Below are 12692 nucleotides of genomic sequence, written 5' to 3'. Positions count from 1 at the left end.
CTGATCGTCCGGATGGCCGCCGCTCACCACTGCCGACCCTTTTCGCGGCGGAGCACGTCGAGCAGGTAGGCCCCGTACCCCGATTTCCTGAGGTCGTGGGCGCGGTCGGTGAGCTCGTCGTCGTCGAGATACCCCATCCGCCACGCCACCTCCTCCGGGCAGCCGATCTTCAGGCCCTGCCGGTCCTCGATGGTCCGGACGTAGTTGCCCGCGTCGAGCAGAGAGTCGTGGGTGCCGGTGTCCAGCCAGGCGGTTCCACGCGGGAGCACCTCGACCTGTAGGCGGCCGGCCTCGAGATAGTGCCGGTTGACGTCGGTGATCTCGTATTCCCCGCGCGGCGACTTCTCGAGGTTCCGCGCCACCTCCACCACGTCGGCGCTGTAGAAGTAGAGCCCCGGGACGGCGAAGTCGGAGGACGGGTTCTCGGGCTTCTCCTCGAGGCTGATCGCGCGGCCGGCGGCGTCGAAGTCGATCACCCCGTAGTCGCCCGGGTTGGACACGCGGTAGGCGAACACGGCGCCGCCGTCGAGGTCGGCGAACCGTCGCAGCTGCGCTCCCATCCCGGGGCCGTAGAAGATGTTGTCGCCCAGGATCAGCGCCACCGGGCCGTCGCCGATGTGGTCCGCACCCAGGACGAACGCCTGGGCCAGGCCCTCGGGGGCGGCCTGCTCGACGTAGCTCAGGGTGATGCCGAACTGGCTGCCGTCGCCCAGGAGCCGCCGGAACTGCGGCGCGTCCTCGGGCGTGGTGATGAGCAGGATGTCGCGGATGCCCGCCAGCATGAGCGTGGACAGCGGGTAGTAGATCATCGGCTTGTCGTACACCGGCATGAGCTGCTTGCTCGTGGCCAATGTGAGTGGGCGCAGACGGGTGCCACTACCGCCGGCCAGGACGATGCCCTTCACAGCACCTTCTCCGTCCGGGCGTACCTGGCCTCGACGCGCTCCTTGACCGGCTCCCACCAGTCGCGGTTGTCGCGGTACCACTCGATGGTCGCGCTCAGCCCCTCGCGCAGATCTGTGTGCTGCGGCTCCCACCCGAGCTCCTCGCGGGTGGCGGTGGCGTCGATCGCGTAGCGCAGGTCGTGGCCGGGGCGGTCGGTGACGTGGTCGAAGCCGGGGTCGCCGTCGGTGGCGGTGGCGCCCATCAGCTCGCAGATCATCTGCATGACCTGCAGGTTGGAGTGCTCGCCGTCGGCGCCGACGAGGTAGGTCCGCCCGAGCTCACCTCGTGCCAGGATCCGCAGGACCGCCGAGTTGTGGTCGTCGACGTGGATCCAGTCCCGGACATTGGCACCACTGCCGTAGAGGCGGGGGCGCTGCCCGGTGAGAAGGTTGGTGATCTGCCGCGGGATGAACTTCTCGATGTGCTGGAACGGGCCGTAGTTGTTGGAGCAGTTGCTGATGGTGGCGCGGACACCGAAACTGCGGACCCACGCGCGCACCAGCATGTCCGCGCCCGCCTTGGTGGCCGAATACGGGCTCGACGGGTTGTAGGCGGTGGCCGGGGTGAACCTGTCCGGATCGTCCAGTTGCAGGTCGCCGTAGACCTCGTCCGTCGAGACGTGGTGCAGGCGCACATCGTGGCTACGGCAGGCTTCGAGCACCGCGTAGGTGCCCACGATGTTGGAGTGCACGAAGGGCCACGGCGTGGCCAGCGAGTTGTCGTTGTGGCTCTCGGCCGCGAAGTGAACCACGGCGTCCTGCGGACCGGTGAGCTGCGCGACCAGCCCGCCGGTCACCGCGGGGTCGGCGCAGTCGGCCTCCACCAGCTCGACCCGATCCGACGGGAGTCCGGCCAGGCTCGACCGGTTGGCGGCGTACGTCATGGCGTCCAGCACGGTGACGTGGGCGTGCGGGTGCTCACGGACCACGGTGTGGACGAAGTTGGCGCCGATGAACCCGGCTCCCCCGGTGACGACGAGGCGCATGCGCCCAACCCTACCGTCGCGGTCGCGCCGCCTCTGCGGTCTGCCCGGCGCTGGTGGATCCCGCACTGCCGGGATCGGAGCCGTCTGGCTCCGGGCTATCTGGTCCGGGGCCGTCAGCTTCCGGGCTTTCGGGTCCGGGGCCGTCAGGTTCCGGGCTGTCCGGGGCCGCGCCGTCGTCGGCGGGCTCCCGGCGGAGTTCCCGATAGGCCGCGAGCATCCTCTCCCTCCTGCGGGAGTGGAACTCGCTGGCCTTGGTGTCGCGGGGAATCACCTGCACGGCCTCCTCCGCGTGGATGCCCGCCCGTAGCTGTCGCACGCGCATCACCTCGGCGTCCAGGCGGACGCCGAACAGGACCGCCATGTTGACCATCCACAGCCACAACAGGAACACGATGATCCCGGCGAGCGAGCCGTAGGCGCGATTGAAGTCCCCGAAGTTGGAGACGAAGAATCCGAACCCGGCGGTGGCCGCGCCGATGACGACCAGCGCCCCGGCCGCACCCAGCGACACCCAGTGGAACTTGCGTCCCGCCACGTTGGGCGCGAACCGGTAGAGCACCGCGAGCGCGAGGACCGCGGAGACCAGGGCCGCCGGCCACTTGGCGACACCCCACACGGCCAGCGCGGTCTCGCCGAGCCCGATCCACCCACCGACGGTCTGGGCGACGGGGCCGGTGAACACCAGTGCCAGACCCCCGACGGCGACCAGCACGATGAGCAGCGCGGTGAGCAGGATCCCGATCAGCAAGAGGCGCCAGAGTGGGCGCCCCTCCTCGATACCGAACACGCCGTTCATCACGCGGCCCAGCGCCCACACGTAGCGCGAGGCCGTCAACAGGCCCACCACCATGCCGATGACGAGAGCGGTCCCTGCGGCCGGCGCTATGACGAGGGACTCGATGGGACCGCGGATCGGGTCGAGCACCTCCGGCGGGGCGATGTCGGAGAGCATGGCCATGATGGCGTCGACCGTCCTGGCCCCCTGCCCGAACACGCCGAGCAGCGAGACCATGACGAGGATCGCGGGGAACAGTGAGAGCACCCCGTAGAAGGTGAGCGAGCCCGCCTGATCGGGGCCGCGATCGCGGAGGAACTCCCCCACGGATCTCGCGAGGACCAGTCTGACGGTCCGGAGTCGTCGCCGAACGGTCGTCACGGCGCCACCGGAAGTCGTCATGCCCTGATTGTGGCTGCTCGGGCGTGAGTCGTGTGGCGCGCCGCGCCCGTCGGGCCGCCTCAGTGGGCACGCAATCCCGAGCCCGACCCCGAATCTATGACAATCATTTCTTGACAAGCCGACGTGACGCAACTAACTTAACGAACGTTCGAAACGTGATCTGGATTACACCAGCGCGCGGATCGAGCGGTCTGCCGCACACCCCCTCAGGCCATCCATCAGGACCCCGGACGCACCTGCACGCGACCGGTCCGGAACCAGAAGGATCCCCGATGTCCCGCAGCAACCGAAACCGCGTGGCCCGACGCGCGGCGCTCGCCCTGACGATGATCGGAGCGCTCGCCGCCACGGGCTGCTCCGGCGGCCACCGAATCACCGGCGACAGCGTCGAGACCATGGAGCCGATCACACTCCGGTACGGCGACTACACGACCGTCTCCTCCGCCGGCCCCTTCCGCGCCTTCGCCGAGCAGGTCGAGGAGGAGACCGGCGGCAAGATCACCTTCGACGAGTACTGGGGCGGCAGCCTGGTCAAGGGCGCCGACATGGCGCAGGGGGTCCGCGGCGGGATCGTGGACATGGGGATGTTCACCCCCAGCTATTACCCGTCCGAGTTCCCCATGACCGACTGGACCAGCCAGATGGCCAGTGTCGTGGAGCCGGAGTACCCGCTCGGCATGATGCAGGCCTTCGCCGGTGGCAGCGAGTTCGCGCTCACCGACCCGCTGATCGAGGAGCAGTTCTCGGACCAGGACATCAAGCTCCTTTTCACCTGGACCCCCTCGACCAACTACCACCTCGTGTGCAAGGACCCGGTCAACAGCCTCGAGGAAGCCCGGGGCAAACGGGTGCGAAGTGGCGGCGCATTCAACTACGGCGAGATCGAGGCCCTGGGGATGGTCCCCGTGACCCTGCCGACCGGCGAGATCTACGAGGGCCTGCAACGCGGGGTGATCGACTGTTCCCTGGCCAACGGCAAGATCATGATCGCCCTCGGTCTGTGGGAGGTCGCCAAACACTACGTCGACATCCCCTTCTCGAGCTACACGCAGTACGTGATCATGAACAAGGACGTCTGGGACGAGCTCCCCGAGGACGCCCGGCAGATCATCGACGACGCCCGACAGACGTGGTTCGACGGCTACCTCCGCGAGGAGGGGATCGTCCTGCACCAGCGGCTCCTCGCCGAGGGCGCGGACAAGAGCGTGAGCTTCTACGACGTCGACCCCGAGCTCAAGGCCACCCTCGAGACGTACCAGGAGGAGGCACTGCGCACCCTGCCGGAGCGCGCCCCCGACGACCTCGAGGATCCCGAGGGCACCGTCGAGCGCTACCGCCAGATCATGGCCGATTGGAAGACGCGGCTCGAGGACATGGGGTACGACGACCCGGCCCTCGCCGAGATCCCGGAGGACCCGGAGTCGGTCCAGATCGATCTGGCCCCCTTCGAGCAGTCCGTCCGGTCCGAGATCTTCGACCGCACCGCGCCCTGACCCCCTCGAGCAGTTGGAGAACCTGATGGACACCACCACCACCGACGCGGAGCGGCGCGTTCCGGGGCAGCGGGCCCTCGCCCGGGTGCTGTACGCATGCGCCGTGATCGCGGGGATCGTCACCCTGGTCATGGCCCTGCACATCGCCGCCGACGTCAGCTCCCGGAACCTGACCGGAACCCCCCTCTCCGGCACGCTGGAGATCACCCAGAACTGGTCGATGGTCCTCATCGTGATGCTCGCGATGGGGTACGCGGAGCAGATCGGCGAGCACATCAACGCCACCATCCTCACCCAGTACCTCGACCCCGTCTCCCGCTGGTGGTCCGACCTGATCGTCTCGGGTCTGATGTTCCTGTTCGTCTCGGCGCTGACCTACTACTCGATCACCGCGGCGGTCTTCGCCGTCGAGGTCCAACAGGTCGCACTCGGGGCGATCACCATCCCGATCTGGCCGGTGAAGATCGTCCTGGCCATCGGATTCGCCCTGTTCGCCCTCCAGCTCCTGATGTCGATCATCAGCCTGCTGATCAACGACCGTCCGAGGAAGTCCGATGTCTGACACCACCCTCGTCACCGACCACACCGGCGTGGCCCGCACCGACGATCTCGCAGTCCCCACGCCGAACCGCAACTTCATCCGGGCCTACTGGGGCAACTTCGGCTTCTCACTGATCATCGCCGCGGTCATCCTGTTCACTCCGGACCTCCCCGACACCGCTGTCGGCGTCCTGACCATCCTCCTGTCGATCGTCGCGATGGTCTCCGGTATCCACGTGGGTATCGCGATCATGGGTGCCGGCGCGGTGGGCCTGTGGAAGCTCGCGGGCACCAGCGCCGTGGCCGTGACGTTCGAGGACGTCCCCTTCACCTCCGCCGCCAGCTGGAGCCTGTCCGTCATCCCCCTGTTCATCCTCATGGGCGTGGCGATGGGTCGGTTCAATCTGACGGGCAAGCTGTTCACCTCCGCCCAGGCCTGGCTCGGCCGGTTGCCCGGCGGACTGGCGGTCTCGACCAACTTCGCGGGCGCCGGACTGGCCGCCTCGAGCGGCAGCTCCATCGCCATCTCCTACGCACTGGGGCGCACGACCATCCCCGAGATGCTGCGCGCCGGGTACAAGCCGTCGCTGGCCACGGGCGTCGTCGCGATGTCCGGAACCCTCGGGATGCTCATCCCGCCCAGCGTGGTCCTGGTGATCTACGCCGGTGTGGCCGAGACGCCGGTCGGGCCGCAGCTGCTCGCCGCGCTCATCCCGGGACTGCTCACGGCCCTGGCGTACGGCGTCGTCATCGTCGTCAGGTGCAGCATCGACCCGACCCTCGGGCCCCGGTCGACCACCCACTACACCTGGGGCCAGCGGCTGCGTTCCCTCGTGGACGTCACCCCGGTGACCCTCATCCTCATCCTCATCATCGGCGGCATGTACACCGGCATCTTCACGCCCACCGAGGCCGGCGCATTCGGTGCGATCGCCGCGATCCTGCTGGGCTGGCTGTTCGGTGACGACCGCTCCGTCGGCCACCTGGTCCGGACCGTGCTGACGTCCCTGCGCGAGACCGCGGCCGGTGTCGCCTCGATCTTCCTGCTCCTCATGGGAGTACATGTGCTCACCCGCGTGGTGGCCCTGTCCGGGGTCGCCGACTGGATCACCGAGACCATCACCTCGCTCGGGTTGAGCCGGACGCTGTTCCTCCTCGGGCTGATCTTCGTGTTCCTCATCCTGGGCATGTTCATGGACGGCCTCGCGATGATCCTGCTCACGGTGCCGATCCTCATGCCGGTGCTGGCCACCTTCGACATCAGCCTGCTGTGGTTCGGCGTCTTCATGGTGATCCTGGTCGAGCTGGCGCTGGTCACCCCGCCGATCGGCATGCTCAGCTACATAGTCCACCGGATCGCGTCGAACCCCGAGGTCAACGAAGGGATGACGGTCCGTCTGTCCGACGTGTTCAAGGGCGTGTCCTGGTTCGTCGTCACCAGCGCTGTCATCCTCGTCGCTCTGATCTTCTTCCCCGAGATCGCGCTCTGGTTGCCCGAGACCTCCGCCGCGGAGTGACCAGGTCACTGCCAGCGGATCACGGGCCACCCGCCACGGCCCGGTTACACCAGCCACGCAGCCACCACCAGACAAACCCGAGACAAAACCGAGGCAAACCCCAGGAGTCACCATGCAGCGGACCATCTTCACCCGAGAGCAGGACGAGTTCCGCCAGTTGGTGCGCGACTTCATCACCAAGGAGGTGGCCCCGCACCGTGAGGAGTGGGACGAGCACGGACGCCCACCGCGCGAGTTCTTCCACAAGCTCGGAGAGCTCGGCATCCTCGGCATCCAGGTCCCCGAGGAGTTCGGCGGCGGCGGCGAGACTAGCTTCAAGTACAGCGCGATCATCTTCGAGGAGGTCGCCCGCGCCGGCGTGTCCTTCGGCTCCTATACGGTGCACTGCTGCCTCATCCTGCCGTACCTCCTCGAGTACGGGACCCCGGAGCAGAAACGGCGCTGGCTGCCGGTCTTCGCCTCCGGCGAGTTGATGACCGCCATCGCGATGACCGAGCCCGGCACCGGGTCGGACCTGGCGAACATCGCCACGACCGCCAAGCTCAGCACCGACGGCACCCACTATGTCGTCAACGGTTCCAAGACGTTCATCACCGGCGGCGTCACCGCCGACATGATCCTCACGGTCTGCCGCACCTCACCGTTCGACCCTGACAACCGCCGTCACGGCCTGTCGATCCTCTGCGTCCCCACCGACGCCGACGGCTTCTCGGTGGGCCGCAAACTCGACAAGATCGGCCTACGCCAGCAGGACACCGCCGAACTGTCGTACACCGACGTCAAGGTGCCCGTGGAGAACCTGCTCGGGGAGAAGGACGCGGCGTTCTCCTACCTCACCCACAACCTCCCGCAGGAACGCCTGAGCATCGCGCTCAACGCGGTCGCCCAATCCGAGGCGGCGCTGCGACTGGCCACCGACTACACGCGTGAGCGCGTCGTCTTTGGCAAGCCCGTCTCCTCCTTCCAGAACACCAAGTTCGTGCTGGCCGAGTGCGCGACAGAGGTCGAGGTGGCCCGCGTGTACGTGGACCACTGCCTGGAACTGCTCGACCGGGGCGAGCTCACCGTCGCGGACGCCGCCAAGGCCAAGCTCCACGCCACCGAGATGGCCGCCCGCGTGATCGACCGGTGCCTGCAGCTGCACGGCGGGTACGGCTACATCACCGAATACCCCATCGCCCGCCTCTACACGGACACCCGCGTCTCCCGGATCTACGGCGGCACCAGTGAGGTCATGAAGACGATCATCGCCAAGAGCCTCGGGCTCTGACGGTCAGGGGGACTCTCACGTGTATCCAGGAAGATTCGCCATCACCCACCCGGACAAGCCGGCCGTCATCGAGGACGCCACCGGCCGCGTGGTCACCTACTCCGAGCTCGAGGCCCGTTCGGTACGGTTCGCCAACTGGCTCCTGGCCCGGGGGCTGCGGCCGGGCGACCACATCGCGGCGCTCTCTGTCAACGACGCCACGGTATTCGAGCTGTACTGGGGCGCGATGCGCTGCGGCCTGTACTTCACGATGGTCAACACCCACCTGGCCACCGACGAGGTCGCCTACATCGTCGCGGACAGCGGCGCCCGGGTGCTGGTCGTCTCGGGCGCCCTCGCCGAACTCGGTGAGTCGATCGTCGACCAGACGCCGCACGTCGAGCACCGGCTCGCGTTCGCCGGCGAGGTCCCCGGCCACCTCGACTACACGACCACCATGGCGGAGATGTCCACCACCCCGCCGGCGGACCAGCCGCGCGGGGCGGACATGCTCTACTCCTCGGGCACCACCGGCCGCCCCAAGGGCATCAAACCCGCGCTCGACGGTGCCCAGGTGGGCGACGAGCCGGGCCCGTCACTCGTGGCGCGCATGAAGCGCAACTACGGGTTCGACGACGACACCGTCTACATGTCCCCGGCCCCGATCTACCACGCCGCTCCACTGCGGTACGCCACGGGAACGCAGGCCCACGGCGGCACGGTGATCCTCATGGACCGCTTCGACCCGGAACACTGCCTGGCCGGGATCGAGAAGTACGGGGTCACGCACAGCCAGTGGGTCCCGACCCACTTCATCCGGATGCTCCGCCTGCCGCAGGAGGTGCGCGAGTCTTACGACGTGTCGTCGATGCGGGTCGCGATCCACGCCGCCGCCCCGTGCCCGGTGGAGATCAAGAAGGCCATGCTCGACTGGTGGGGGCCGGTGATCTACGAGTACTACTCGTCCACGGAGTCCAACGGCGCCACCACGATCTCCCCGGACGAATGGCTGCGCAAACCCGGCAGCGTCGGACGTGTCGGACAGGGCTCCTCGGGCATCGTCCACATCTGCGACGAGTTGGGCGCGGAACTGCCCGCCGGTGAGGACGGGTGGATCTACTTCGAGCGCGACGACTACTCGTTCGAGTACCACAACGATCCCGGGAAGACCGCGGAGACCAGGCACCCCGACCACCAGAACTGGACCACGCTCGGCGACATCGGTCACCTCGACGAGGACGGCTACCTGTACCTGACCGACCGGGCCAAGTTCACCATCATCTCGGGCGGGGTCAACATCTACCCGCAGGAGATCGAGAACTGCATCGCCGTACACCCGGACGTCATCGACGTCGCGGTGATCGGCGTCCCGGACGAGGTGATGGGACAGTCCGTTAAGGCGGTGGTCCAACTCGTCCCGGGCGTCGAGCCGTCCGAAGCGACCGCCGAGCGGATCAAACAGCACTGCCTCGACCGGATCGCACGCTACAAGTGCCCCCGCACCGTGGCGTTCACCGAGGTCATCCCCCGCACTCAGACGGGGAAGCTGGTCAAGGGCCGACTCGACACCTCGGTCTGACCCACCAGAGCAGACGCCACCGCGCCACCCGCCCCGCATCTCACCCGAATCGGAGAATCCGTGCACAACGCAGTCATCATCGACGCCGTCCGCTCCCCCATGGGGAAAGGCAAGCCGGGCGGTGCCCTCGCCGACCTGCACCCCGTCGACCTCCTCGCCCAGCTACTCTCCGGACTCGTCGACCGGACCGGCCTCGACACCGCCCTGGTCGACGACGTCATCGTCGGCGTGGTCAGCCAGGTCGGCGAACAATCCGGCACAGTCGGCCGCCAGGCCGCCCTCGCCGCGGGGTTCCCCCAGCACGTGCCCGGCGTCACCGTCGAACGCAAGTGTGGCTCGAGCCAGCAGGCCGTCGACTTCGCCGTCCAAGGTGTGGTCGCCGGTGCCTACGACGTGGTGATCGCCGCCGGCCTCGAGTCCATGAGCCGCATCCCGATGGGCGTCAACCGGCTCGACCAGGATCCCCACGGACCGCTCGTCCACGCCCGCTACCCGAACCTGACCAACCAGGGCGTGGCCGCCGAACTCGTGGCCGGCAAGTGGGACCTGTCCCGTGAGCAGCTGGACGAGTACTCGGCGCGCTCCCACGACCGCGCGGACGCCGCACGGTCGAGTGGATGGTTCGACGAAGAGATCGTGCCCGTGACCACCCCGGCGGGACTCGTGGACCGCGACGAGTCGATCCGACCGGGCACCACCGCCGAGAGGCTGGCCGACCTGCGTACGGCGTTCGACACCGAGGCCGCACGGGCCGAGCGGCCAGAGATCGACTGGAAGGTCACCGCCGGCAACTCCTCGCAGATCACCGACGGCGCCGCGGCGATGCTCATCATGAACGAGGACGTCGCGCGCTCACTGGGCCTGACGCCGATCGCGCGGATCGTGGCCTCCGCCGTCGTCGCCGACGACCCGGTCCTCATGCTCACCGGCCCGATCCCCGCCACCCGCAAGGTCCTCGACCGCGCCGGGATGACCATCGCGGACCTCGACACTTACGAGGTCAACGAGGCCTTCGCGTCCGTGCCGCTGGCCTGGCGGGACGAGATGGGCGCCGACGACGACAAGCTCAACCCCGTCGGCGGCGCGGTGGCTCTGGGCCACCCGCTCGGCGCATCGGGTGTGCGCATCATGACCACGATGATCCACCACCTGCGCCGCACCGGCGGCCGCTTCGGACTCCAGACGATGTGCGAAGCCGGCGGGATGGCCAACGCGACCGTAGTAGAGGCCCTCTGACCCCCTCTCTCGTCCGAGAGATCCCCCTCCAGAAAGGCACAATCCATGGATCTGACAAACGCCAGCGCACTGGTGACCGGCGGCGCCTCCGGACTGGGTCGGGCGACCGTGGCCCGGTTCGTCGACGCCGGTGTCCCCACCGTCCTGGTGGACCTGCCGTCCTCGAACGGGCAGCAGGTTGCCGAGGAGTTCGGTGACCTCGTCACCTTCGCCCCCGCCGACGTCGCCGATCCCGAGGAGATCACCGCGGCTGTCCGGGCTGCGGCGGACCGCGCTCCCCTGCGCGCGGTCGTGCACTGTGCGGGCATCGGCCGGACCGTCCGGGTGGTGGACCGCGAGGGCGAGCCGGGCTCGCTGGAGGACTTCGAGCTGGTCGTGCGGGTGAACCTCCTGGGTTCGTTCAACGTCCTGCGGATCGCCGCGGCCGAGATGGCCGAGAACGATCCCGTCGACGGTGAGCGCGGCGTGGTCGTCATGACCGCCTCCGTGGCCGCGTGGGAGGGACAGATCGGCCAGATGCCCTACTCCGCGTCCAAGGCCGGCATCGTCGGGATGACGATCGTCGCCGCGCGGGACCTGGCCCGCCGCCAGATCCGCGTCAACACGATCGCCCCCGGCATCTTCGAGACGCCGATCTTCGATCGCCATCCGGCCGAGCTGGTCGAGGGCCTGGCCGCACAGATCCCGCATCCCTCGCGGCTCGGTCGGCCTGACGAGTACGCCAAGCTCGCGCTGCACGTGGTGGACAACGCCATGATCAACGGCGAGACCATCCGCATCGACGGCGCGATCCGGATGGCGCCCAAGTGAACATCGAGACGGCCGACCGTGTGCACGTGGAGGAGATCAACGGCGTGATGGTGGTGACGCTCGACCGCCAGCACGCCCGCAACGCCATCAACCGGGCGACGTCGGAGGCGGTCGCCGCGGCGATGGAGGAGCTGGACCGGCGGGACGACCTCTCCGCGGGCGTCATCACCGGTGCCGGGCCGGTGTTCTGCGCCGGGATGGATCTCAAGGCTTTCCTCGCCGGCGAGGACGTGTCGCTACCGGGCCGCGGTTTCGCCGGGTTCGTGGAGCAACCTCCGGCTAAGCCACTCATCGCCGCGGTCGAGGGTCCGGCGCTCGGGGGTGGGTTCGAGATCGTCCTGGCCTGCGACCTCGTGGTCGCGTCCGAGACCGCGCGATTCGGACTTCCCGAGGTCAAACGGGGTCTGCTCGCGGGGGCCGGCGGACTCATGCGTCTGCCGCGGCGGGTGCCGTATCAACTGGCCATGGAGATGGCGTTGACCGGCGAGCCCGTCGACGCCGGGACCGCCCGCGCGGCCGGGCTGATCAATCGCCTAGTCCCCGCAGGCGGCGCCCGCGACGCGGCAGTGGAGCTCGCCTCCGCGATCGCCGCCAACGCCCCACTCGCCGTGCGGGCGTCCAAGGAGATCATGACCGGGTCCCGCGAATGGACCTCCGAGGAGGAATTCGGAAAGATGAGGGGGATATTCCTACCGGTGAGGTCCTCCGACGACGCCCGCGAGGGAGCGTTGGCATTCAAGGAGAAGCGCCGACCCCGGTGGACGGGCAACTGAGGAGACCGAAGATGACCAGCGGCACGGTGCAGAGTGACCTGTTGGCTGTCGCACGCCGCGAGTTCGTGGAACACGGTTACGGCGGAGCGTCCATCCGCTCGATCGCCCAGAAGACCGGGGTGAGCCTGTCGGCGATGTATTACCACTACGCCAGCAAGCAGGAACTGCTCGCGGCGATGCTCAATGTCGGGATGGACTCATTTGAGCAGCGGGTGGTCGACGAGTTCCAGGCGAAGGATCCGACCCCCACCGGTCGACTGCTGGGGTACGTCGCCTCACTGGTCCGGTTCCGCACCCTCGAGCAGGAGCAGTCCCAGCTGGTCCAGACTGAAACCCGGAACCTTGAACCAGCATCCCTCTCCGCGTACCGCGAGCGGCAACGGCAGTC

Annotated in this window: 12 protein-coding genes; 9 read left to right on the top strand and 3 right to left on the bottom strand. The window is 68.2% G+C overall.

The genetic code is table 11. The annotated features are described in order from the left end of the window. Positions 1–23: 23 nt before the first annotated feature. Genes rfbA through G6018_RS11540 form a run of 3 tightly spaced genes read right to left on the bottom strand, consistent with a single transcriptional unit; the run spans position 24 to position 3107 of the window. The gene (rfbA, locus tag G6018_RS11550) at positions 24–905 is read right to left on the bottom strand and encodes a glucose-1-phosphate thymidylyltransferase RfbA (RefSeq protein WP_182639659.1); all 882 of its coding nucleotides are present in this window, start codon (positions 903–905) and stop codon (positions 24–26) included. Next, positions 902–1930: a dTDP-glucose 4,6-dehydratase gene (gene rfbB / locus G6018_RS11545; protein WP_182639658.1), complete on the bottom strand. Its 1029-nt coding sequence runs from the start codon at positions 1928–1930 to the stop codon at positions 902–904. The genes rfbA and rfbB overlap by 4 nt, the downstream gene beginning before the upstream one ends. 10 nt (positions 1931–1940) lie before the next feature. Beyond that, a complete protein-coding gene (locus G6018_RS11540; protein ID WP_182639657.1) occupies positions 1941–3107 on the bottom strand; it encodes a YihY/virulence factor BrkB family protein in 1167 nt (388 codons plus the stop codon). Between the two features lie 272 nt (positions 3108–3379). Between G6018_RS11540 and G6018_RS11535 the strand changes: the two genes are divergently transcribed. From G6018_RS11535 to G6018_RS11495, 9 genes are all read left to right on the top strand, one after another. Beyond that, positions 3380–4600, top strand: coding sequence for a C4-dicarboxylate TRAP transporter substrate-binding protein (locus G6018_RS11535; RefSeq protein WP_182615460.1), 1221 nt, complete (start codon positions 3380–3382; stop codon positions 4598–4600). 25 nt (positions 4601–4625) lie between these two features. After that, a complete protein-coding gene (locus G6018_RS11530) occupies positions 4626–5162 on the top strand; it encodes a TRAP transporter small permease (RefSeq protein ID WP_182615458.1) in 537 nt (178 codons plus the stop codon). Further along, positions 5155–6657 carry a TRAP transporter large permease gene (locus G6018_RS11525; RefSeq protein ID WP_182615456.1) on the top strand — a complete coding sequence of 501 codons (1503 nt, stop codon included), beginning with the start codon at positions 5155–5157 and terminating at the stop codon, positions 6655–6657. The genes G6018_RS11530 and G6018_RS11525 overlap by 8 nt, the downstream gene beginning before the upstream one ends. A 112-nt stretch (positions 6658–6769) precedes the next feature. After that, positions 6770–7927 carry an acyl-CoA dehydrogenase family protein gene (locus tag G6018_RS11520; RefSeq protein ID WP_182639656.1) on the top strand — a complete coding sequence of 386 codons (1158 nt, stop codon included), beginning with the start codon at positions 6770–6772 and terminating at the stop codon, positions 7925–7927. A gap of 19 nt (positions 7928–7946) precedes the next feature. Then, complete coding sequence (locus tag G6018_RS11515; protein WP_182639655.1) at positions 7947–9485, top strand: AMP-binding protein; 1539 nt, start codon at positions 7947–7949, stop codon at positions 9483–9485. Between the two features lie 60 nt (positions 9486–9545). Further along, complete coding sequence (locus tag G6018_RS11510; RefSeq protein ID WP_182615450.1) at positions 9546–10721, top strand: acetyl-CoA C-acyltransferase; 1176 nt, start codon at positions 9546–9548, stop codon at positions 10719–10721. A 45-nt stretch (positions 10722–10766) separates the two neighbouring features. Next, positions 10767–11531 carry an SDR family NAD(P)-dependent oxidoreductase gene (locus G6018_RS11505; protein ID WP_179523222.1) on the top strand — a complete coding sequence of 255 codons (765 nt, stop codon included), beginning with the start codon at positions 10767–10769 and terminating at the stop codon, positions 11529–11531. 2 nt (positions 11532–11533) lie between these two features. Further along, positions 11534–12304: a crotonase/enoyl-CoA hydratase family protein gene (locus tag G6018_RS11500; protein ID WP_179525975.1), complete on the top strand. Its 771-nt coding sequence runs from the start codon at positions 11534–11536 to the stop codon at positions 12302–12304. A gap of 11 nt (positions 12305–12315) precedes the next feature. Continuing rightward, a partial coding sequence (locus tag G6018_RS11495; RefSeq protein ID WP_182639654.1) for a helix-turn-helix domain-containing protein occupies positions 12316–12692 on the top strand: 377 nt, incomplete at its 3' end.

Source organism: Dietzia sp. DQ11-44, assembly GCF_014145205.1.
GTDB lineage: Bacteria > Actinomycetota > Actinomycetes > Mycobacteriales > Mycobacteriaceae > Dietzia > Dietzia natronolimnaea.
Note: the sequence above shows the minus strand (reverse complement) of the source record. Positions and strands in the feature narration are given on the sequence as shown.

Excerpts from the sequence above, each read along its gene's own strand:
- rfbB (WP_182639658.1), bottom strand. The coding sequence starts at position 1,930 with ATGCGCCTCGTCGTCACCGGGGGAGCCGGGTTCATCGGCGCCAACTTC.
- G6018_RS11540 (WP_182639657.1), bottom strand. The coding sequence starts at position 3,107 with ATGACGACTTCCGGTGGCGCCGTGACGACCGTTCGGCGACGACTCCGG.
- G6018_RS11535 (WP_182615460.1), top strand. The coding sequence starts at position 3,380 with ATGTCCCGCAGCAACCGAAACCGCGTGGCCCGACGCGCGGCGCTCGCC.
- G6018_RS11530 (WP_182615458.1), top strand. The coding sequence starts at position 4,626 with ATGGACACCACCACCACCGACGCGGAGCGGCGCGTTCCGGGGCAGCGG.
- G6018_RS11525 (WP_182615456.1), top strand. The coding sequence starts at position 5,155 with ATGTCTGACACCACCCTCGTCACCGACCACACCGGCGTGGCCCGCACC.
- G6018_RS11520 (WP_182639656.1), top strand. The coding sequence starts at position 6,770 with ATGCAGCGGACCATCTTCACCCGAGAGCAGGACGAGTTCCGCCAGTTG.
- G6018_RS11505 (WP_179523222.1), top strand. The coding sequence starts at position 10,767 with ATGGATCTGACAAACGCCAGCGCACTGGTGACCGGCGGCGCCTCCGGA.